The 20,475-nt window shown below is 62.8% G+C and carries 18 protein-coding genes; 9 read left to right on the top strand and 9 right to left on the bottom strand.

The window, feature by feature from the left end; all coding sequences use genetic code 11:
* Positions 1–10: 10 nt before the first annotated feature.
* The 4 genes from BLT66_RS02135 to ppx all read right to left on the bottom strand — a co-directional run bounded on the left by BLT66_RS02135 (position 11) and on the right by ppx (position 5,104).
* Complete coding sequence (locus BLT66_RS02135) at positions 11–1,789, bottom strand: nitrite/sulfite reductase (protein ID WP_092755223.1); 1,779 nt, start codon at positions 1,787–1,789, stop codon at positions 11–13.
* A gap of 46 nt (positions 1,790–1,835) precedes the next feature.
* A complete protein-coding gene (locus BLT66_RS02130) occupies positions 1,836–2,627 on the bottom strand; it encodes a sulfite exporter TauE/SafE family protein (RefSeq protein ID WP_092755220.1) in 792 nt (263 codons plus the stop codon).
* A gap of 96 nt (positions 2,628–2,723) precedes the next feature.
* Positions 2,724–3,473 carry a PEP-CTERM/exosortase system-associated acyltransferase gene (locus BLT66_RS02125; protein WP_092755217.1) on the bottom strand — a complete coding sequence of 250 codons (750 nt, stop codon included), beginning with the start codon at positions 3,471–3,473 and terminating at the stop codon, positions 2,724–2,726.
* A 125-nt stretch (positions 3,474–3,598) separates the two neighbouring features.
* Complete coding sequence (gene ppx, locus BLT66_RS02120) at positions 3,599–5,104, bottom strand: exopolyphosphatase (RefSeq protein WP_092755214.1); 1,506 nt, start codon at positions 5,102–5,104, stop codon at positions 3,599–3,601.
* Between the two features lie 169 nt (positions 5,105–5,273).
* Between ppx and pstS the strand changes: the two genes are divergently transcribed.
* The 7 genes from pstS to phoR are packed head-to-tail and all read left to right on the top strand — an operon-like array spanning position 5,274 to position 11,883.
* The gene (pstS, locus tag BLT66_RS02115; RefSeq protein WP_092755211.1) at positions 5,274–6,317 is read left to right on the top strand and encodes a phosphate ABC transporter substrate-binding protein PstS; all 1,044 of its coding nucleotides are present in this window, start codon (positions 5,274–5,276) and stop codon (positions 6,315–6,317) included.
* 27 nt (positions 6,318–6,344) lie between these two features.
* Complete coding sequence (pstC, locus tag BLT66_RS02110) at positions 6,345–7,376, top strand: phosphate ABC transporter permease subunit PstC (RefSeq protein WP_369821568.1); 1,032 nt, start codon at positions 6,345–6,347, stop codon at positions 7,374–7,376.
* On the top strand, positions 7,373–8,260 hold the full coding sequence (gene pstA, locus BLT66_RS02105; protein WP_092755205.1) for a phosphate ABC transporter permease PstA: 888 nt from the start codon (positions 7,373–7,375) through the stop codon (positions 8,258–8,260). Before pstC ends, pstA begins: the two co-directional genes overlap by 4 nt.
* Positions 8,261–8,262: 2 nt before the next feature.
* Positions 8,263–9,045, top strand: coding sequence for a phosphate ABC transporter ATP-binding protein PstB (gene pstB, locus BLT66_RS02100; protein ID WP_092755202.1), 783 nt, complete (start codon positions 8,263–8,265; stop codon positions 9,043–9,045).
* A gap of 18 nt (positions 9,046–9,063) precedes the next feature.
* On the top strand, positions 9,064–9,765 hold the full coding sequence (phoU, locus tag BLT66_RS02095) for a phosphate signaling complex protein PhoU (protein ID WP_092755199.1): 702 nt from the start codon (positions 9,064–9,066) through the stop codon (positions 9,763–9,765).
* Entirely contained in the window at positions 9,762–10,493 is a 732-nt protein-coding gene (gene phoB / locus BLT66_RS02090) for a phosphate regulon transcriptional regulator PhoB (RefSeq protein ID WP_092755197.1), read from the top strand. Before phoU ends, phoB begins: the two co-directional genes overlap by 4 nt.
* Positions 10,494–10,542: 49 nt before the next feature.
* Entirely contained in the window at positions 10,543–11,883 is a 1,341-nt protein-coding gene (phoR, locus tag BLT66_RS02085; protein ID WP_092755194.1) for a phosphate regulon sensor histidine kinase PhoR, read from the top strand.
* A 62-nt stretch (positions 11,884–11,945) separates the two neighbouring features.
* Here phoR and BLT66_RS02080 read toward each other — a convergent pair whose 3' ends face one another.
* From BLT66_RS02080 to trxA, 4 genes are all read right to left on the bottom strand, one after another.
* Positions 11,946–13,691, bottom strand: a complete 1,746-nt coding sequence (locus tag BLT66_RS02080) for a hypothetical protein (RefSeq protein WP_092755191.1) — start codon at positions 13,689–13,691, stop codon at positions 11,946–11,948.
* Positions 13,692–13,827: 136 nt separating this feature from the next.
* Positions 13,828–14,103 carry a type B 50S ribosomal protein L31 gene (locus BLT66_RS02075; protein WP_092755188.1) on the bottom strand — a complete coding sequence of 92 codons (276 nt, stop codon included), beginning with the start codon at positions 14,101–14,103 and terminating at the stop codon, positions 13,828–13,830.
* Between the two features lie 110 nt (positions 14,104–14,213).
* A complete protein-coding gene (gene rho, locus BLT66_RS02070; RefSeq protein ID WP_092755185.1) occupies positions 14,214–15,476 on the bottom strand; it encodes a transcription termination factor Rho in 1,263 nt (420 codons plus the stop codon).
* Positions 15,477–15,651: 175 nt separating this feature from the next.
* Positions 15,652–15,984, bottom strand: coding sequence for a thioredoxin TrxA (gene trxA, locus BLT66_RS02065; protein ID WP_092755182.1), 333 nt, complete (start codon positions 15,982–15,984; stop codon positions 15,652–15,654).
* Between the two features lie 136 nt (positions 15,985–16,120).
* Between trxA and BLT66_RS02060 the strand changes: the two genes are divergently transcribed.
* Positions 16,121–18,655: a PD-(D/E)XK nuclease family protein gene (locus tag BLT66_RS02060; protein WP_255406723.1), complete on the top strand. Its 2,535-nt coding sequence runs from the start codon at positions 16,121–16,123 to the stop codon at positions 18,653–18,655.
* Between the two features lie 2 nt (positions 18,656–18,657).
* Here the strand turns inward: BLT66_RS02060 and gcvA are convergent, their stop codons facing one another.
* Complete coding sequence (gene gcvA / locus BLT66_RS02055; protein ID WP_092756973.1) at positions 18,658–19,620, bottom strand: transcriptional regulator GcvA; 963 nt, start codon at positions 19,618–19,620, stop codon at positions 18,658–18,660.
* 214 nt (positions 19,621–19,834) lie between these two features.
* Between gcvA and BLT66_RS02050 the strand changes: the two genes are divergently transcribed.
* Entirely contained in the window at positions 19,835–20,467 is a 633-nt protein-coding gene (locus BLT66_RS02050) for an HAD family hydrolase (protein ID WP_092755179.1), read from the top strand.
* The last annotated feature ends 8 nt before the right edge of the window (positions 20,468–20,475 follow it).

Genomic DNA, 20,475 nt, shown 5'->3' with positions numbered 1-20,475 from the left:
GTATTTACTTTCAGGCTTCGGCCGTGGCGCGCGGCGCTTTGCCGGTGCTGATGCGGGCGTTGTTGGCGGCCAGCTTGAACGGGTCTTGGCCGACGCGGCGCAGGGTGTCGATGAAGTTTTCGCCACTGCTACGGGTCGCACGGTAGGTATCCAGCACGGCTTCGATGACTTCGGGCACTTCGGCGGCGCTGAAGGATGGGCCGACGACCTTGCCGGCGATGGCGGGACCGGACAGTTGGGAGCCGTCCGAGCCGGCCAGTGTCACCTGGTACCACTCCTGACCGTCCTTGTCGACGCCCAAGATGCCGATGTGGGCGCTGTGGTGGTGGCCGCAGGAGTTGATGCAGCCACTCATGTGCACATCGATTTCACCTAGGTCGTGCAGCTCGTCCATGTCCTGGTAGCGCTGGCTGATGGCTTCGGAAATCGGCAGCGAGCGGGCATTCGCCAGGCTGCAGAAGTCGCCGCCGGGGCAGACGATCATGTCGGTCAGTAGGCGGATGTTGGCCCTGGCCAGGCCCAGCGCCTTGGCTTCGGCATACAGGGCCGGTAACTCGTCGGCGCGGACCCAGGGCAGCACCAGGTTCTGGTCGTGGGTGACGCGGGTTTCACCGGCGCTGTAGCGGTCGGCCAGGTCGGCTGCAGCATCCAGCTGGTCGGCGGTAGCGTCGCCGGGCGAGTAGCCCAGGCGTTTGAACGACAGGGTCACGGCGCGCAGCAGCGGGTTCTGGTGGGCTGCCACGTTTTGCTTCAGCCAGCGGGTGTACTCCTTGTCATCCACCGGGGCGGCGACCGGCTTGGCCAAGGCGGGCAGGGCGCCGACGCGGCTGGCCGGCGGCACAAAGCAGGCGGTGACGCGGTCCAGCTCAGCCTGGGCGATGGTGTGCGGGCCACCATCGACTGTCAGGATCTGCTGGTATTCGGCTTCGACTTCGTCGATATAACGCTGGCCTTCGGCCTTGACCAGGATCTTGATGCGCGCCTTGTACATGTTGTCGCGGCGACCCCAGCGGTTGTAGACGCGGACCACGGCTTCCAGGTAGTTCAGGATCTGGTTCCAGGGCAGGAAGTCACGGATCACGGTGCCGACGACAGGCGTGCGGCCCATGCCGCCGCCGACCATGACGCGCAGGCCGACTTCACCGGCCTCGTTCTTCAGTACATGCAGGCCTACATCGTGCCAGGCGGTGGCGGCGCGGTCGTCGGTGGCACCGACGATGGCAATCTTGAACTTGCGTGGCAGGAAGGCGAATTCATGGTGCAGCGTGCTCCACTGGCGGATGATTTCGGCCAGCGGGCGCGGGTCGGCGATTTCATCGGCGGCAATGCCTGCGCGCTCGTCGCTGGTGGTGTTGCGGATGCAGTTGCCGCTGGTCTGGATACCGTGCAGGTGCACGCTGGCCAGCAGATCCATCACGTCAGCGCTTTTATCCAGGGGAATCCAGTTGAACTGGACGTTCTGGCGGGTCGTGAAGTGGGCGCAGGCGCTGGGCAGGCTGTGCAGATCGCTCAGGCCGGGGTTGGCCTTGGCCAGATCGTGTGCGTCTTTTTTGTCGTAATCGCGGGCAATGGTGCCCAGCACGCGCAGCTGGGCGCTGTTCAGCTCGCCGTAGGGCACGGCCACGCGCAGCATGGGGGCAAAGCGCTGTACGTACCAGCCGTTTTGCAGGCGCAGCGGACGGAATTCGTCCTCGGCCAGCTTGCCTGCCTGCCAGCGCTCCAGCTGGTCGCGGTATTGGGCGGCGCGCAGTTGCACAAACTGTTTGTCAAATTCGGTGTATTGGTACATTTTTAAAGCAATCGTGGGAGGGGCTGCACGTGGGCAACAGGTAATTTTAAAGTGCCAGTAATTTGGTGCCGGCATAGGCCAGCAGCAGCGACAACACGCCGCGGATCACGCGGTCCGAGGTCTTGAGCATCAGGTGGGAACCCAGCCAGATACCGGGGAGGGAACCCGCCAGCAGCTTGGCCAGCAGCGGCCAGTCCACCGAACCCAGGCCTGCATGGCCCAGGCCGGCGATCAGGGTCAGCGGCACCGCATAGGCGATGTCGGCAGCCACAATCCGCTGCAGCGGCAGCAGCGGGTAGAGCAGCATAAGCACAGTCACGCCAATCGCGCCTGCGCCGACCGATGTCAGGGTCACCAGCGTGCCGATAAACGCGCCAAACAGCAGCGGCAGGCTCCAGTGGCGCGGGCGCTCGGCTTGGGCCATGGCCTGGTGGCTGATGCTGCGCGGTGCGGATTTGCCGCGGATGCTTTTGTACAGAGTGGCCAGTGCCGTGAGCAGCAGGGCTACGCCCAGGGTGGTGGTCATAGCTTTTTGCACTTGCGGCTCGGCCGGGCCCAGGGTGTGCAGCACCCACAAGGTCAGCAGCGATGCCGGAATGCTGCCGGCACACAGGGTGGCCACGATGCGCCAGCTGACCATGCCCGAGCGGGCCATCTTCAAGGTGCCACCGGCCTTGGTGAAGCAGGCGAACAGCAGGTCGGTGCCGATTGCCAGGTAGGGCTTCATGCCAAAGAAGAAGATCAGGATCGGGGTCATCAGCGAGCCGCCGCCCACGCCGGTCAAACCTACGACAAAACCGACAAAGAATCCGGCAAAAACAAACGCTAAATCGTGCATGGGCGCGACTATAGAAGCCGGCCCCTTTAATCCAAACTACTTTATTGTTCTACCAATATGCGAATAAGCATATTTAGAAATAACGAAATTGGCTGTTTAGACCGATGCCTTGGCGTAAGCCTCGTCTATTTGGGCATTGATTACATGCCACAGCGGCCGAATCAGCAGCCGAAGACCTTGGTACACCTCGTCCACGCGCAACATGGAGGGCAGGCGCTGTCCCCGGTGTTCCACCGGGCCGCCAATCGGCATGATGTTGACCCCCAATTTGGCAAAGTGCTCGGCTAATCGAGGTTCGGTCAGGGTGAACAGGGTTTCAATTCCCTGGCGTTTGGCCATGATGACGGCTCCCATGTACAGGCTGACGGGTAGATACGGGAAGCGCGGCTGGTTGCGGTCGCCGAAATCCTGCTCTGAGATCATGGCCTCGCTTTGCTGTTCACCTTTGCGGCGGCGGAACTCGGACATCACGGCCAGTCGGGATACCTCGGCGATGCGCGCGCGCGGCTGTTTGGCCGGGTCGATGATGCTGCGGTCCAGGGTGTTTTTGCAGGTGACTTCGAAGGGTAGGGGCGAGTCCTGGTCTTGGGGGTCGGTCAACACCAACCGGGCGCAACCTGCGAGTCTGGAGCCGTCGGCGCTGCGAACCAGGCAGTGCAGCGAGCGGTAGTCGTATTTGTCGGTTTCTCGCTGGTCTTCGCGTACCGGCTCGAAACCCAGCTCGCGTGCATACACGTCATGGCGTATGAAAAATACGTCGTTGATGCGCGCCTGGTCCAGTGCCGGAGCTATCTCGAAGTATTGCTTGTAGCCATCACCGAGGTTGGGCCTGGATTGTTCTGTCATGCGTGGCCTTGCTGGTTGTCTCAATGGGTAGCACAACTATGCTCTTTACAAACTATATCGGCAGATTATTCAGCGTTCCTTGACAAAAGTGCAGGTTTTTTCAAGTAATTGGCTACGCCCCGTGTTCAGGTCTCGGAAAGCAGCAAAGACCAGGGAGTTTTTTGCCAGGCCACAACCTCTTCGCGTAGCAGATGGGCGGACTGTGGATAGCTTTGCGACCAGCCAGCACGGGTGCTGAGCAGGAACTGGTTGGGCTGCGCCGGGTCCTGGGTGAGTTGCAGCCCGGTGGTGTCCGGGTCGCGCCGGGCGTGGCTCAGAATGGTGGCCAGCCGCAGGCACAGCAGCTGCTGCACAAACACCTCATCGGCAAAGTCGAGTTCCAGCTTGCGCAGCTTGCCGCGGTGGCCCAGCACCAGTTGGCTTAGGCGGTGTAGTTCCGACAGCGCGAAGCCGGGTGCATCGGCGTGGTCGAGGATGTAGGCACCGTGCTTGTGGTAGTAGCTGTGGGAGATCTGGCAGCCGATTTCATGCAGATAGCCGGCCCAGTTGAGCTTGCGCTGCAGGCGTGCCGACTCAGCAACCGACATGCCGCTTTGCAGCTGCAGCTGGCTGAACAGAGCACAAGCGTGGTGCGCCACGCGCTGGGCTTGCAACGTATCCACGTCGAAACGCGAAGCCATGCGTTGCACCGAGACCGCGCGCAGGTCGGTGTCTTCCTGGCCACGGGCCACCAGGTCGTACAGCACGCCGTGGCGCAACGCGCCGTCGGCGGCATGCATTTCTTCGATGCCCAGCAGGTCGAACACGGCGCGCAGCACGCTGATGCCGCCACCGATGACCAGTTTGCGGTCATCCTTCATGCCTTCGAAGCGCAGTTTGTCGACGGTTTGGGCTTTTAAAAGACGTTCGCTGATCCAGTCCAGGCCTTCGCGGTTGATCAGGTTTTGCTGCCAGCCGGCCGCGTGCAGGATGTCGGCGACCGCACCCACCGTGCCGGAGGAGCCATAGGCCACGTCCCAGGTGTCGCGGCGGTAGGCGTTCAGGGCTTCGTCCAGCACGGCTTTGGCGGCAATTTCGGCGATGCGGAACGCATCGCGGGTGAACTGTCCCTGGGGAAAGTATTTCATCGACCAGGCCACGCTGCCCACCCGGAAGGATTCCATGACGGTGGCGTCATAGCCTTGCCCCAGAATCATTTCGGTAGAGCGTCCGCCGATATCGACCACCAGGCGGCGCTCCTGCGACTGCGGCAGCAGACGGGCCACACCCTGGTAGATCAGCCGGGCCTCTTCGCGGCCCGGGATGACATCGATGGGGAACCCCAGAATTTCATGCGCCTTGGCCAGGAACGCGTCGCGGTTGCGGGCTTCGCGCAGGGTTTGGGTGGCGACGGCACGTACCTGGTGGCGCTCGAAACCGGCGAGCCGCTCGCCAAATCGGGCCAGGCAGTCCCAGCCGCGCTGCATGGCTTCCGGGCTGAGGTTGCGGTTTTCGTCCAGGCCGTTGCCTTGGCGGACGGTTTCTTTCAGGTATTCGGTACGGTGGATTTGCCCGTGGTCGAGGCGACCAATTTCCAGGCGAAAGCTGTTGGAGCCCAGGTCCAGGGCGGCGAGAAGTGTTCCGTTTTGCATGGTGTTGCCGCAATTTTTGTGGGCGCAGCATAGCACCCATGCCGAACCGGGTTTACGCTTATTTTTGTCACATGGCTGTCACACAATCTTCTTAAATTAACGCCATCGCAACGGTGTACCAGTTTGGTGCAACGTCAGGTTGGTTCTTACTCATTTAAAGGGTTTAGTTATGCAAACACGTTTCAAGATCGCCATGGTCAGCCTTGCAGGTTCGGCTGCCCTGTCTTTCGCAGGTTGGGTTGGCGCGCAGGAAATCACCGGCGCTGGTGCGACTTTCCCCGCTCCCGTGTATTCCAAGTGGGCGGCTGAGTACAACAAGGCGACTGGCGTCAAGATCAACTACCAGTCCGTTGGCTCCGGCGCCGGCATCAAGCAAATCGACTCCAAAACCGTGGACTTCGGGGCTTCCGACATGCCACAAACCGACGAAGTGCTGAAGTCCAAGGGCCAGATGCAGTTCCCCGCCGTGATTGGCGGCACTGTACCTGTGGTCAATATCAAGGGCATTGCACCCGGCCAACTGAAGCTGACCGGCCAGGTGCTGGGCGATATCTTCCTGGGCAAGATCACCAAGTGGAATGACGCCGCCCTGGTGGCGCTGAACCCCGGTCTGCCATTGCCAGACGCCGCCATCTCCCCCGTGCGCCGTGCCGATGGTTCGGGTACTACTTTCAATTTCACCAACTACCTGAGCCGCGTCCACCCCGAGTGGAAGGAAAAAGTGGGTGAGGGCACAGCCGTGAACTGGCCCGTGGGTGCCGGCGGCAAGGGTAATGAAGGTGTTGCGGCATTCGTGAACCGTCTGCCCAATTCGATCGGCTACGTCGAATACGCCTACGTCAAGCAAAACAAGATGACCTATGCGCTGCTGAAGAACCGCGACGGCGTGTTTGTGCAGCCCAGCGATACCGCCTTTGCAGCAGCTGCTGCCGGTGCCGACTGGAACAAGTCCTTCTACCAGCTGATCACCGACCAACCTGGCAAGGAAGCCTGGCCTATCTCTACCGCGACTTTCATCCTGATGCACACCAAGCAGGACAAGCCCGCCAATGCGACCGAAGTGTTTAAGTTCTTCAACTGGGCCTACAAGAACGGCGCCAAGATTGCCGACGACCTGGATTATGTGCCTCTGCCTGCACCTGTAGTGGCCTCGATTGAGAAAGCCTGGGGCCAGGTTACCGATGGTGCTGGCAAGCCTGTCGCCATCAAGTAATCCCTGTTACGGACCAAGGAGTAAAACGTGTCATCTACACTTCCGGCGAACGAGCTACCGTTGAATCCGTCTGCCAAGACTTCCGGACACGCGATGACCACTCCTCCCCGCCCCAAAGCGGCCCGTTCGGGCCCTGTCTTCGACCGCGTTTTTGCCTGGCTGGCCAAAGGCTCCGCCATCTTCACCTTGGTGATGCTGGTGGCGATCCTGGGCTCGCTGACAGTGAGCGCGTGGCCGGCCATTGACAAGTACGGGCTGGGCTTCCTGACCAGCACGACCTGGGACCCGGTGAAAGAGGAGTTTGGCGGGCTGGTGATGATCTACGGCACTTTGATGACTTCGCTCATCGCCTTGCTGATCGCGGTGCCGGTGAGCTTTGGTATCGCGCTGTTCCTCACCGAGCTGTCGCCCGCCTGGCTCAAGCGGCCTCTGGGTACGGCTGTAGAGCTGCTGGCCGCTGTGCCGTCCATCGTCTACGGCATGTGGGGCCTGTTGGTATTCAGCCCGGTGTTGTCTACCTATGTGCAGCAGCCGCTGCAGGCCATGTTCGGCGACGTGCCGTACATGGGAGCCTTGTTCTCAGGCGCTCCGGTGGGTATTGGCATTTTGTCGGCCGGCATTATTTTGGCGATCATGATCATCCCGTTCATCGCCGCAGTGATGCGCGATGTGTTTGAGGTCACACCCACCTTGCTGAAGGAATCGGCTTACGGCCTGGGCGCAACCACCTGGGAAGTCGTGTCCAAAGTGGTTTTGCCGTACACCAAGTCGGGCGTCATCGGCGGCATCATGCTGGGCCTGGGGCGCGCCATTGGCGAGACCATGGCTGTGACCTTTGTGATCGGTAACTTCAACCAGCTGGATTCCCTGAGCCTGTTCCAGGCGGCCAATAGCATCACCTCGGCACTGGCCAATGAGTTCGCCGAAGCTGGCGAGGGCCTGCACCAAGGTGCTCTGATGTACCTCGGCCTAGTGCTGTTTTTTATTACTTTCGTCATTCTTTCCCTGTCCAAGCTCCTGCTGGCGCAGCTGCGGAAAAATGAAGGAGCCAAGACATGACCACGAGTGAAATGCTGTTGAAGGCCTCGGCGCTAGAGCAGACCCGCAGCGCCAAGTACGCCAAGCGTAAGCGCGTCAACCAGATTGCGCTGGTACTGGCCCTGGGGGCCATGGCCTTCGGCCTGTTCTGGCTGTTCTGGATTCTGTTTGAAACCGTGCGTCTGGGGATCGACGGCCTGAGCATCGCCACCCTGACGCAGATGACCCCGCCGCCGAACGACGAAGGTGGATTGGCTAACGCCATCTATGGCTCGTTCCTGATGGTGACGCTGGCAACGGTTGTCGGTGCGCCGGTGGGCATCATGGCCGGCATTTACCTGGCCGAGTATGACTCCAAGGGCTGGTTGGCTTCGGCCACCCGGTTCGTCAACGACATCTTGTTGTCAGCACCCAGCATCGTGATCGGCTTGTTTGTGTATGCGGTGGTGGTATCGCGCTTCAAGTCGTTCTCCGGTTGGGCGGGCATCGTGGCCTTGGCCTTGATCGTGATCCCGGTGGTGATTCGCACCACCGAGAACATGCTGCAGCTGATTCCACCGGGCCTGCGCGAAGCCGCCTACGCACTGGGTACGCCCAAGTGGAAGGTGATTCTGAGCATCACGCTCAAGGCCGCACGTGCTGGTGTGGTCACGGGTGTGATGCTGGCGGTAGCCCGTATCGCCGGTGAAACCGCTCCCTTGCTGTTTACCGCGCTGAGCAACCAGTTCTGGACCTCCAGTCTGAACCAGCCTATGGCCAGCCTGCCGGTCACCATCTTCAAATTTGCGATGAGCCCCTATGAAAACTGGCAAAAGCTGGCGTGGGCAGGGGTTTTCCTGATCACCATGGCCGTCCTGGGCTTGAACATTCTGGCCCGTGCCTGGGCTGGCTCCAACAAAGGTTAACCATGCAAACTGCAACTGCCAATACTGTCAATACTTCCAAAATTTCGGTCAAGAACCTGAACTTCTACTACGGCAAGTTCCATGCGCTCAAGGGCATCAACATGGAAATCCCGGACAAGAAGGTCACCGCCTTCATCGGCCCGTCGGGCTGTGGCAAGTCCACGCTGCTGCGCATCTTCAACCGCATGTTCGAGCTGTACCCCGAGCAACGCGCTGAAGGCGAGATCCTGCTGGACGGCGAGAACCTGCTGACCAGCAAGAAAGACGTGGCCCTGCTGCGCGCCAAGGTCGGCATGGTGTTCCAGAAGCCCACGCCGTTCCCCATGTCCATCTACGACAACATCACCTTCGGCGTGAAGCTGTTTGAAGACCTGAACACCACGGACATGGAAGAGCGCGTAGAGTGGGCGCTGCGCAAGGCCGCATTGTGGAGCGAGGTCAAGGACAAGCTAAACCAGAGCGGCTCCAGCCTGTCGGGCGGCCAGCAACAACGCTTGTGCATTGCCCGCGGCATTGCGATCAAACCTGAAGTGCTGTTGCTTGACGAACCCTGCTCGGCGCTGGACCCGATCTCCACGTCCAAGGTGGAAGAGCTGATTACCGAGCTGAAGAACGACTACACCGTGGTGATCGTGACCCACAACATGCAGCAGGCCGCCCGCTGCAGCGACTACACCGCCTATATGTATTTGGGCGACCTGATGGAGTTTGGCGCGACCGAAGACATCTTCTTCAAGCCCAAGCGCAAAGAGACCGAGGATTACATCACCGGTCGTTTCGGTTAACTGCCCGGAGAACACACCATGCCAGATAAACATCTTTCCAGCCAGTTCGACAGCGAACTCAATGGCGTTTCCAGCCGCGTGATGGAACTGGGTGGTCTGGTCGAATCGCAGATTCGCCAGGCTATCTACTCCCTGTCGCAGTTCAGCGTGGAAGTGGCCGACCAGGTTGCCGAAGCCGAGTCGCGGGTGAACGCGATGGAGATCGAGATCGACCGCGAACTCTCCAGCATCATTGCCCGCCGCCAGCCCACCGCCCGCGACCTGCGTTTGCTGATCGCCATCTCCAAGACCACGGCCAACCTTGAGCGCGTGGGTGACGAAGCCAATAAGATCGCCCGAATGGCCAAGTCGATTGCCCACAGCGGCGCACCGCGGTCTCTGCCTACGCTGGACCTGCGGGTATCGGCCGACATGGCTTCTGGCCTGCTGCGCAAGGCGCTGGACGCGTTTGCCCGGCTCGACGTTGCGGCTGCCGTCAACATCCTGAAGGAAGACGACTTGCTGGACAAAGAGTTCGACGGCTTTGTGCGCAAGCTCATCACCTACATGATGGAAGACCCCCGCACCATCTCCGCCAGCTTGGACCTGCTGTTCATTGCCAAGGCGATCGAACGGATTGGTGACCATTCCAAGAACATTGCCGAATTCATCATCTACATCGTCAGAGGTGAAGATGTGCGCCACGCCACGGCAGCACAAGTGGAGTCGGCACTGCAATGAAAACCATGCCCCGGGTCTTGATCGTCGAAGACGAGCCCGCGATTGCCGAGCTGATCGCGGTCAATCTGCGCCACAGCGGCTTCCAGCCTACCTGGGCGATGGACAGCGTGACTGCCCAGTGCGAGCTGGACGCCGTGCTGCCCGATGTGATCCTGCTGGACTGGATGCTGCCTGGCGAGAGCGGTTTGTCGCTGGCCAAAAAATGGCGCGCCCATCCGCGCACCAAGGCGGTCCCCATTATTTTGCTGACGGCCCGCAGCGATGAAAGCGACCGTGTGGCCGGCCTGGATGCTGGCGCCGACGACTACATCTCCAAGCCTTTTTCCACCAAGGAAATGCTGGCCCGTATCCGTGCGGTATTGCGCCGCCGGGCGCCCGAGCAGGACGACGGCGTGGTCAGCATTGGCGCACTGGTGCTGGACGCGGCGACCTACCGGGTCACGTTCCAGGAGCAGGCGGTGAAGATCGGCCCGACCGAATTCAAGCTTTTGCACTACCTGATGAAGCATGCGGAGCGGGTCCATACCCGTTCGCAGTTGCTGGACCGGGTTTGGGGCGACCATGTGTTTATTGAGGAGCGCACAGTCGATGTGCATGTGAAGCGCTTGCGCGAAGCCCTGGGTGCGGGCGGCGCAATGGTCGAGACCGTGCGCGGTGCGGGCTACCGCATTACTGCGCAGCCTGTGGCCGCCGTGCCGCCGGCACAGCCCGCGGTTTCTGCCGCTTGATTCCCAGGATGGCGCACCTGCCGCCATCCGCATCCTCTTTCTTTCCCCTATGTGGTTTCGATTTTTAAGCTTTTTGGGCATACAGCTGGGCGCGGGCGTGCTCGGCTGGGAGTGGCTGGGCTACCCGGGCGCGCTGGCCGGCGTGGTACTGGCGGGAGCGGCCTGGATGCTGCTCGACGCCGTGCGCGGATTGCGCGTGATGCATTGGCTGCGCACCGGGGAGGCCAGCCAGGCTCCTCATATGCAGGGCTGGTGGGGTGAAATCACCGACCGCACCCGCCGCTGGCTGCGCCAGACGCAGCAGAAGATGCAGGACGCAGAAACCCGGCTGCAGGAGTTTCTGGCAGCCATCCAGGCGTCACCCAATGGCGTGGTGCTGCTGGACGCCCAGGGACGTATCGAGTGGTGCAACGATATCGCAGCTGAGCATTTTGGCTTCGACGCCCAGCGTGATCTGCAGCAGCAGATTGGCAACCTGGTGCGCGACCCGGCATTTGCCGCCTATTACGCCGACCCGGACACCGCGCGCGGTACCGTGATGCTGGGGCGTGGCGGCAGCGCAAGCCGTCCGTTGCGCTTGTCGGTACACCTGCACCCTTACGGCGAAGGCCGCAAGCTACTGCTGTCGCGTGACGTGACCGCGGTAGAGCAGGCCGAAGCCATGCGCCGCGACTTCGTGGCGAATGTGTCGCATGAGATCCGCACACCCTTGACCGTGATGTCGGGCTTTGTCGAGACCATGCAGAGCCTGCCGCTGGACGAGGGCCAGCGCGAGCGCTACCTGGGCTTTATGGCGCAACAGGCCGAGCGCATGCAAACCCTGGTGAGCGATTTGTTGACCTTGTCTAGCATCGAGGGCAGCCCCATGCCCAGCAGCAGTGCGTGGATCGTGCTGCACGACCTGATGGCGCAATGCGCACGCGAGGCCGAGGCCTTGTCGGGCATGGTCACCGCCGGCCAGGCTAAGTCCCATGTGCTGCGCTTCGGGCCCATGCCCGAGGGCATGGTGGCAGGTGCGTCTAGCGAGCTGTTGAGCGCCATGTCGAACCTGGTGAGTAATGCGGTGCGCTACACCCCCGCAGGTGGCCGCATCGAGGTACGCTGGCAGCCTTTGCCGGATGGCCGGGCCGAGTTCTCGGTCAAGGACACCGGCCCAGGCATTGCGGCAGAGCATATTTCGCGCTTGACCGAGCGCTTCTACCGGGTCGATCCCAGCCGTTCTCGCGAAACCGGCGGCACTGGCCTGGGGTTGGCCATCGTCAAGCATGTAGTGCAACGCCATGGTGCCGAGCTGCAGATTGACAGCACGGTCGGGCAGGGCTCGCGTTTTGCCATCGTGTTCCCCGCCAACCGACTGCGTTTGGAAGCCCAACCCGCTTACGCCAAATAGCCAGTTTGCTATTTAATTTATAGCTTCTAGCGCAGGTGGTATAAGCGCTAGCGGCCTAAAGCCTATGGATTTACGCGCTGGTACAGCCGCACGGCTTCGCCGTTGTCTGCACGGCGTCGCACGTTCAGTCGCAGCACCCAGGGCTTCATATCGAGCTTTTGGCTGGGTGGGCGCGAGGTGGCGGTATCTACCAGTAGCCAGCCGCACTGGGGTGTCTTGCCGGCGGGTTTGAGTTTCAGCTTGCCATGGAACTGGAATGCCGCAACCTGGCCGCGCGTCAGGTTGTCAAATTCCACACAGGCTGGCGGTGCCTGTGCCGGGCTTTGTGCGTGTATCACCCGGCTGATGTTGCGCACCAGCGGCACATAGCTGCGGCCATAGTCCATGGCGGGCAAGCCCAGAGTGGTCAGCAGTAGCCAGCACAAAGCGGTACCGCCGGCGGGCAGTACCAGGCTCTTCCAGATGGCGGCCCGGTGCCGGCCGACCCGCCATTTGACCAGCCAGATCCATACCAGGGTGGCCGCGGTTGCGATCAGAAACGGCAGCCAGGTGAAGCTGGGCATGAAGCCTGGCAGCAGCCGGGCCAGATTGGCCGCCGGTTGCCGTGGTACACCGGTCTGTGCGGCGATCCACACCACCCAGATCATCAGCGCAAAGATGGTGAAGAACAGCAAGGTGAACCAGTCCACCAGCGCCGTCACTGTACGGCTAAAGGTGGGCAGGGCAAACGCCGCTAAGGTGGCCAGCGCAGGCAGGGCCAGCAACAGGGAGCGGTCGGCGGCATCGGTCGTCAGCGTCGCGCCGAGGGCCACTGCTACAAACCACAGAGGCAGGGCCAGATGGCGGCCAAAGTTGCCGCTGGTCAGCTGGCGGCGCCAGCGCCACAGCGTCCACATGGCCAGCGGCCACACCGGCCAGGTGAACCAAAGCAAGAGCCTGGCCATGCTGCGCAGATTGGGCCAGCTGGCTTCGGGTGCCTCGATGCGCCAGCGCCATTGATCAAGATACCAGGCTAGCAGTGCCACCCCAGCGGTGATCGCCAGCATGGCCAGGGACCAGCGCAGGCTGCGCGGTGCACTGCCTTGCTCTCCGGGTTCGGTTTGGCCGTGGGGTTCGCTGCGGTCCAGGAAGCACACCACAGCGCCGCCCAGGCCCAGCAGTACCGCCATGCTGGGCGCGCCCGACAGCGCCAGTCCCGCCAGCCCGACCATTACGCCGAGTGCCGGTATCCAGGTACGGTACGGCATGGCCGACAGTGCAAAAAAGCTCAGCGCGGTGAACGCCAGTTGCGCTAGCGCGGGCGTGGTTTCGTGCGATAGCTGGGCCATGCCCAGGCAGGCGATCATGGCCAGCAGGCCGCCATCGGCCATGGCCCGGGCGTAGTCTGCAGGCCGGGCTTCGCCACCAAAGGCAAATGCCACGGGCTGGGCGCGCGGGCTGCGGGCCAGGTAGTAGACCGCATACCAAGTAGCGCCCAGGGTGGCAGCCAGCAGCAGTATGAACGGCATGCGGGCGGCGAAGTCGGGCGCCCATCCACTGGGGGCCAGCTGCATCGCCCAGGCGCCCAGCCAATAAGGCAACAAGGCTTCGAGCTCCGGCGGGCGGCCCAGCAACTGGGGCTGCAGCCAGTCGCTGGCACCCCGCGCCAGTTCGGCCATGTAGCCAAAGGCCGTCATGTCGTGGTTGCGCCAGGGCTCGCGGCCGACAAAGCCCGGCAGCACATAGGCCAGGCATAGCAGCCACAGTGCAATGCGTGGCAGACGGCGAACGGCGCTTTGCGCCACGATGGCAGGGGTGGGGTGGTTCACAGCGAGAGGATATAGGACTTATGCAGCGCGCCGGTAAAGCGTTTCCGGCCTCTTGCTGGCCCAGATATCAGACGGCGGATAAAACAAAAGGGCAGCGCGGATAAACCGGGCTGCCCCTATGCGGATGCGGGAAAACTTATTCTGCGGCTGGCGTAGCTGCAGCGGTGGTCTTGCCGAAACGGTTGCGGAAACGTTCCACGCGGCCACCCATGTTGTCCACCGACTTTTGCGTACCGGTGTAGAAAGGATGGGATTCGCTGGAGGTATCCAGCTTGTACAGCGGCAGTTCGCGGCCGTCTTCCAACTTGATCGTTTCCTTGGCGTTAACGCAAGAACGGGTCACAAACTTGAAGTTGTTGGACAAGTCCAGGAAACACACTTCGCGGTAGTTGGGGTGAATGCCTTCTTTCATAGCTCTTCCTTGTTCAATTGCGTTAGCCGCCCGGTGCCTTGGGTAAAGTGCTTACCCAATTCAAAAGCCCGGTACTTTTCGCGATTAGCCTTCGATTATAGCGTGGATTTTTATCCGCCACGGCGCATCATGTCAAAGAACTCGGTGTTGTTCTTCGTGGACTTCATGTTCTTCAACATCAGTTCCATGGATTCGATCTCGTCCATGTTGTACATGAACTGGCGCAGGATGCGGCTCTTCTGCAGGATCTCGGGCGACAGCAGCAGTTCTTCGCGGCGGGTGCCGCTGCGGTTCAGCTGGATCGACGGGAACACGCGCTTTTCGTACAGGCGGCGGTCCAAATGGATTTCGCAGTTGCCCGTGCCCTTGAATTCTTCAAAGATCACTTCGTCCATGCGGCTGCCGGTATCGACCAGGGCGGTGGCGATGATGGTCAGTGAACCGCCTTCTTCCACGTTACGCGCGGCGCCCAGGAAGCGCTTGGGGCGCTGCAGCGCGTTGGAGTCCACACCGCCGGTCAGCACCTTGCCGGAGCTGGGCACGACGTTGTTGTAGGCACGGGCCAGGCGGGTGATCGAGTCCAGCAGGATCACCACGTCTTTTTTCAGCTCGACCAGGCGCTTGGCGCGCTCGATCACCATTTCGGCGACGTGCACGTGGCGGGCCGCGGGTTCGTCGAAGGTGGAGGCGATGACTTCGCCTTTCACCGAGCGCTGCATTTCGGTCACTTCTTCGGGGCGTTCGTCGACCAGCAGCACCATCATGTGGCTGTTCGGGTAGTTGGCGGCAATGGCGTGGGCCATGTGCTGCATCATCACCGTTTTGCCGCTCTTGGGCGGGGCGACCAGCAGGGCGCGCTGGCCTTTGCCGATGGGGGCCACGATGTCGATGATGCGGCCGGTGATGTTCTCTTCGCCCTTGATGTCGCGTTCCAGCTTCATCTGTTCCTTGGGGAACAGCGGGGTCAAGTTTTCGAACATGACCTTGTGCTTGTTCTCTTCGGGGCCGCCACCGTTGACCTTGTCGAGCTTGTTCAGCGCGAAGTAGCGTTCGCCGTCCTTGGGCGTGCGCACTTCGCCTTCGATCATGTCGCCGGTGTGCAGATTGAAGCGGCGCACCTGGCTCGGGCTGATGTAGATGTCGTCGGTCGACGCGGTGTAGCTGGTGTCCGGGCTGCGCAGGAAGCCGAAGCCGTCCGGCAGGATTTCCAGCACGCCATCGGCAATGATCTGCTCGCCGGTGCGGGCGCGCTTTTTGATGATGGCAAACATCAGCTCTTGCTTGCGCATACGGCCAGTGTTCTCAATTTCAAGTTCTTCGGCTTGCTTGAGGACTTCAGACACGTGCAGTGCCTTGAGTTCGTTTAAGTGCATGGATGGACTCCTGTGAGGAGTTCTTGAGGAAAAAGGGGGGGAGGTTATGAGGAGGCTAGAAGGGCCTCACAAACCGGGAACTCGAACCGTCTTGCGGGGTAGCAGTCGGGTGAATGCGTGAATTATGACAGGAAAAAACGAAGCCACCGCAGGGGTGGCTTCAGGGAATACGCTATCAGGCCAGTTGCTGGTCGATAAATGCGGTGAGTTGGGCCTTGCTCATGGCGCCAACCTTGGTGGCTGCCAGCTCGCCGCCCTTGAAAATCATCAGGGTCGGAATGCCGCGGATGCCGAACTTGGCGGGGATGTCGCGGTTCTCATCGACGTTCATCTTGGTGATCTGCAGCTTGCCTGCATAACCGGTAGCCACTTCGTCGAGAATCGGGGCAATCATTTTGCAAGGACCGCACCATTCGGCCCAGTAATCGACCAGTACCGGAGTGTTGGACTTCAAGACGTCCGCGTCGAAGCTTGCGTCCGAGATGTGTTTGATGAGTTCGTTGGCCATGGGGGTTCCTTAAACAAGTGCCGATACGACTAAAGTTGCGGCATTGTGACAGAAAGCAAGAGTCCTCGTCGCCGTGTACCGTGCTATCACAGGCATAGCGAAAAACCATTTCCCTCCCTGCGCCACCGCTCCACTTATGCCATCTTCTTTTGACCCGTTATGGCATGCGCCCGGCACCGGCCTGCTGGCCCAGATGCGCGCGGCCATGGCGCAGCGCCAGGCCCACCCGGCGCGCACCGTGGTTTTGCTGCCTTATGCCCAGCTGATGCCGCTGGCGCAGCGGTTCTGGGCCCAGGCTGAGCCCGATGGATTTGCCCCGCGTTTCGAGTCCACGCTGAACTGGTCGCATGGCCTGGGTGGCGTGGCCGTCGGCGCACACGACCTGCGCTTCGATACCGCCATGGACATGCTGCAGGCCCCGGTGCTGCTGGAAAGCGCAGGCCTGGGCGCGCAGCGCGAGGCCTTGTCGGCGCGGCTGGTTGAAGCCGCCCACCAATTGGCGCCGCTGGCCGCCGCCGTGCCGCCCGCCGAGCGCGCCGACTGGGCCGCGCAGGCCCGCAATGCCGTGGCCCTGGGCATGGAGGCGCCGGTGCTGGCACTCGAATGCGTGGTGGCCCGCATCGCGCTGGAATGGGCTGCGGCCTCGGCCTATGCCACCGATGTGCTGTGGAATCCGTCCGTGCCCGCGGCGCTGGACTGCATCATCGTGCTCGATGGCTTCCAGACCGAGCCGCTGGTGGAGGCGCTGTGCCGCAGTTGGGGCGACAAGGTGGCGCGCCTGGTCCGGCCCGAGCCACCGGCGCCGGCCTTGCCCGCACTGCATGCTGCCAGCGATTCCGAAGACGAAGCCCTGCGCGCCGCCGCCTGCGTGCTGCGCCACATCGAAGCCGGGCGCACGCCCGTCGCCCTGGTGGCCACCGACCGCCTGCTGACCCGCCGCATCCGCGCCATGCTGGCTGCGCAGAACGTGCGCATCCGCGATGAAACCGGCTGGAAGCTGTCCACCACCCGGGCCGCGGCCCAGATGGTGGTGACCCTGCGCGCCGCCCGGTGGGACGCGAGCAGCGACGCCGTGCTGGACTGGCTGAAGAACGCCCCGGCCTTCCGCCCGCGCACCGTTCAAGCCCTGGAAAAAGCCCTGCGCAAGGCCGCGGTGCAGAGCTGGTCGGCCTGGAGCCCCGAGGCCACGCCCCGGCAGCCCGCGGTATCTGATGCGGTGCTACTGGCGAACCAGCTGCGCGCCACGCTGCAAGCCGCCCGGCCGCTGGTGCAGTGGCTGGCCGCGGTGCGCGCATTGCTGCAGGCCAGCGGCCAGTGGCCGGTATTGGTGGCGGATGCGGCCGGCGCCAAGCTGCTGGCTGCGCTGCGCCTGGAGGAGGGCGCCGAGGCTGAATTCGCCCAGCTGCCGCAAGCCGCGCGCCGTCTGCGCCTGGCCGAATTCAGCGGCTGGGTTGGCGATGCGCTGGAGGCCGCCAGCTATGTGCCCGACCACCCGCAGGACGAGCAGGTGGTAGTGTTGCCGCTGAGCCAGTTGCTGGCCCGGCCGTTCCCGGCCCTGGTGCTGCCCGGCTGCGACGAGGTGCGCCTGGCAGTGTCACCCGAGCCGCCCGGCGCCTGGACCGCCAGCCAGCGTGAAGCCCTGGGCCTGCCGTCGCGCGCCGTGCTGGAGGCCGCCAGCCGTGCTGCTTGGGCCAATGCGCTGCAAACCCCGCATACCGACGTGCTGTGGCGGCAAAGCGATGCCTCCGGCGAGACCTTGCTGGCCAGCCCTTTGGTGCAGGCGCTGTGGATCAAATCCGCACTGGCGCCGGCCGCCGACCCGCGGGTGCCGCGCAGCCTGGCGCCCCAGCCCAGTCTGCGGCCTTTGCCGGTGGGCGCGGCGCTGCCGGTGCAGCGCCTGTCGGCCAGCGCCTACGAGGATTTGCGCCGCTGCCCGTACCGCTTCTTCGGCCTGCGCCAGCTGGGCTTGCAGGAGTCGCAGGAGCTGACGGGTGAGGTCGACAAGCGTGATTTCGGCACCTGGCTGCATGCGGTGCTGAAAACCTTCCATGAGGCATTAAATACGGCTCCAGTGCAGGATATATCTGCACGGGTAGCTATGATTAACCTAGCATCTGAGCAGGTCACGCGCGACATGCATCTGGAGCCCGGCGAGTTCCTGCCGTTTGCCTCGGCCTGGCCGCGGGTGCGCGACGGCTACCTGGCCTGGCTGGCGCCGCACGAGGCTGCGGGCGGCCGCTTCGAACAGGCCGAGAGCGCACTCGAATTGCCGCTGGGCCCGCTGACCCTGATCGGCACCATAGACCGCGTCGACCAGGTGCATGCCGATGGCAGCACCACGGCCTTGGTGATCGACTACAAGACCGAGAACGCCCTGGCCACCCAGAAGCGTATCAAGCAGCCGCTGGAAGACACCCAGTTGGCCTTTTACGCGGCCCTGCTACCGCAGGACACCTTGCGCGCCGCCTACCTGAACGTGGGCGAGAAGGACGGCAGCCAGCTGTTCGAACAGACGGAGGTGGTGGAGGTGCGCGACGCGCTGGTGCACGGCATCCTGGACGATATGCAGCGCATCGCCGATGGTGCTGTGTTGGCGGCGCTGGGCGAGGGCGCGGCCTGCACCTTCTGCGCCGCGCGCGGCCTGTGCCGCAAGGACTGGTGGTCGGTTTAGGCTCAGACCGCTGGTTTGTTTACGCCATTGCGCTGCAGCCATTCGCAGAAGGCCACTGCATGCGGGTTCTGCGCGGCTTGCGGGGCCATGATCCAGTAGTTGGTGCGGTCGCTCAGCTTGAGGTCCGGGAAGGGGATGTGCAGCAGGCCGCTGTCGAGCTCGGCCTGCAGTTGCAGCGGATTGCCCAGGGCGATGCCCATGCCTTGCACCGCGGCTTGTACCGCCAGGTGGGCGTGGTCGAAGGTCACCACGTGCTTGGCTTGCAGTTGGGGCAGGCCGGCGGCGCTCAGCCAGTCCTGCCAGACCAGGGCCGTGGAGCGGCTGTGCAGCAGCGTATGGTTTTGCAGATCCTCCGGTGTCGCCAGCGGCATGCCGCCGCGCAGCAGCTGCGGACTGCAAACGGGGGTCAGGATGTTGGGTAAGAACGGGCCGAATTGGATGCTGCGCCAGGGCGCGCGCTGGCGCAGCGCCGCCAGCTCGGGGTCCGTGAAGCAGCGTATCGACACGTCGTAGGCCGCGGGGTCGAAATCCGTGAAATGCACGGTGGTGGCCAACTGCACGTCCACGCCCGGCACCTCGGCGCAGAAGCTTGCCAACTGCGGAATCAGCCACTCGGCCGACAGCGAGGCCATGGAATTGACCGACAGCGCGTTCTTGCGCGGCTGGCGCTGCACCCGCGCCGTGGCGCTGGCCATCTGGTCGAAGGCGCTTTGCAGACTGGGAAAGTAGGCCGCACCCTCGGCCGTCAGCCCCAGGCCGCGGCCATTGCGCTGCACCAGGGCCACGCCTAGCCAGGCCTCCAGCGCCTTGATCTGGTGGCTGACCGCGCTTTGGGTGACGTGCAACTCCTGCGCCGCCAGGGTCACGCTCTCGTGCCGCGCCGCGGCCTCGAAGGCCCGCAGCATGTTCATGGAAGGCAGGCGGCGCTGTGGCGAAGTCACTTGTTTGGTATGAGCTGGTTTCATGCTTTTGACAAAATTCATCGATAGTCTTGGCGCTTCAATCTCTCTAGCATACCCAGGTATGCAAAAAACCAGGCATGTAGATCAGCTCATTGTGCGGCGCTCCCAAGAGCCCCCGGTTTTAGCGCCGCGCGGCCGCATCGTTGGTCAAAATGCCTTAACCTCCCAGCCTGGCTGCCGGACGCCACCGTCCCAGCCGCTCCATTAGGAATTCCCTGTGACTCCCCAAACCGTTGTTTTTGACCTGGGTGCCGTGCTGCTGCACTGGAAGCCGATCGAACTCGCCATGCACCTGCTGCCCGCCCACGCGCCCGATCCGGCCGCCGCCGAGCAGCTGTGCGAACGCATCTTCCAGGGCCTGCACCCGGGCGCCACCTGGGCCGAATTCGACCGCGGCAGCGTTGCCGCCGAGCCGCTGGCCGCGCTGCTGTCGGCCCAGAGCGGTGTCGAGGCGGCCGAACTGCTGCGCTTCATCCACGCGATTCCCGACCATCTGCACACCAAGGGCGATACGGCCGCGCTGCTGCCGCGCCTGCAGGCACAGGGGCACCGCCTGGTCTATCTCTCGAACATGCCCAGCCCCTACGCCGACCGCTTGCTGGCCGAGCGCGGTTTCTTCGAGCACTTCGAAGACGGGATTTTTTCAGCCCGTGTCGGCCTGGTCAAACCCGAGCCGGCGATCTATGCGCTGGCCGAAGAGCAGTTCGGCCTGTCGCCCGCGCACACCGTCTTCATCGACGACAACGCGCACAACATCGTGACGGCGCGGGCCCGGGGCTGGCAGGCTGTGCAGTTTCTGGACGCGGCGCAATGCGAGCGCGATCTGACGGCACTCGGCTGGTTGAACTGAAGGCACAA

This window comes from Rhodoferax sp. OV413, from assembly GCF_900104385.1.
In the GTDB taxonomy this organism is placed as follows: domain Bacteria; phylum Pseudomonadota; class Gammaproteobacteria; order Burkholderiales; family Burkholderiaceae_C; genus Rhodoferax_B.
This window is presented reverse-complemented; position numbering and strand designations above follow the sequence as displayed.

What these genes read in the sequence shown, in the direction of transcription:
- BLT66_RS02135 (WP_092755223.1), bottom strand. Translation starts at nt 1,789, where the DNA reads ATGTACCAATACACCGAATTTGACAAACAGTTTGTGCAACTGCGCGCC.
- BLT66_RS02130 (WP_092755220.1), bottom strand. Translation starts at nt 2,627, where the DNA reads ATGCACGATTTAGCGTTTGTTTTTGCCGGATTCTTTGTCGGTTTTGTC.
- BLT66_RS02125 (WP_092755217.1), bottom strand. Translation starts at nt 3,473, where the DNA reads ATGACAGAACAATCCAGGCCCAACCTCGGTGATGGCTACAAGCAATAC.
- ppx (WP_092755214.1), bottom strand. Translation starts at nt 5,104, where the DNA reads ATGCAAAACGGAACACTTCTCGCCGCCCTGGACCTGGGCTCCAACAGC.
- pstS (WP_092755211.1), top strand. Translation starts at nt 5,274, where the DNA reads ATGCAAACACGTTTCAAGATCGCCATGGTCAGCCTTGCAGGTTCGGCT.
- pstA (WP_092755205.1), top strand. Translation starts at nt 7,373, where the DNA reads ATGACCACGAGTGAAATGCTGTTGAAGGCCTCGGCGCTAGAGCAGACC.
- pstB (WP_092755202.1), top strand. Translation starts at nt 8,263, where the DNA reads ATGCAAACTGCAACTGCCAATACTGTCAATACTTCCAAAATTTCGGTC.
- phoU (WP_092755199.1), top strand. Translation starts at nt 9,064, where the DNA reads ATGCCAGATAAACATCTTTCCAGCCAGTTCGACAGCGAACTCAATGGC.
- phoB (WP_092755197.1), top strand. Translation starts at nt 9,762, where the DNA reads ATGAAAACCATGCCCCGGGTCTTGATCGTCGAAGACGAGCCCGCGATT.
- phoR (WP_092755194.1), top strand. Translation starts at nt 10,543, where the DNA reads ATGTGGTTTCGATTTTTAAGCTTTTTGGGCATACAGCTGGGCGCGGGC.
- BLT66_RS02075 (WP_092755188.1), bottom strand. Translation starts at nt 14,103, where the DNA reads ATGAAAGAAGGCATTCACCCCAACTACCGCGAAGTGTGTTTCCTGGAC.
- rho (WP_092755185.1), bottom strand. Translation starts at nt 15,476, where the DNA reads ATGCACTTAAACGAACTCAAGGCACTGCACGTGTCTGAAGTCCTCAAG.
- trxA (WP_092755182.1), bottom strand. Translation starts at nt 15,984, where the DNA reads ATGGCCAACGAACTCATCAAACACATCTCGGACGCAAGCTTCGACGCG.
- BLT66_RS02060 (WP_255406723.1), top strand. Translation starts at nt 16,121, where the DNA reads ATGCCATCTTCTTTTGACCCGTTATGGCATGCGCCCGGCACCGGCCTG.
- gcvA (WP_092756973.1), bottom strand. Translation starts at nt 19,620, where the DNA reads ATGAAACCAGCTCATACCAAACAAGTGACTTCGCCACAGCGCCGCCTG.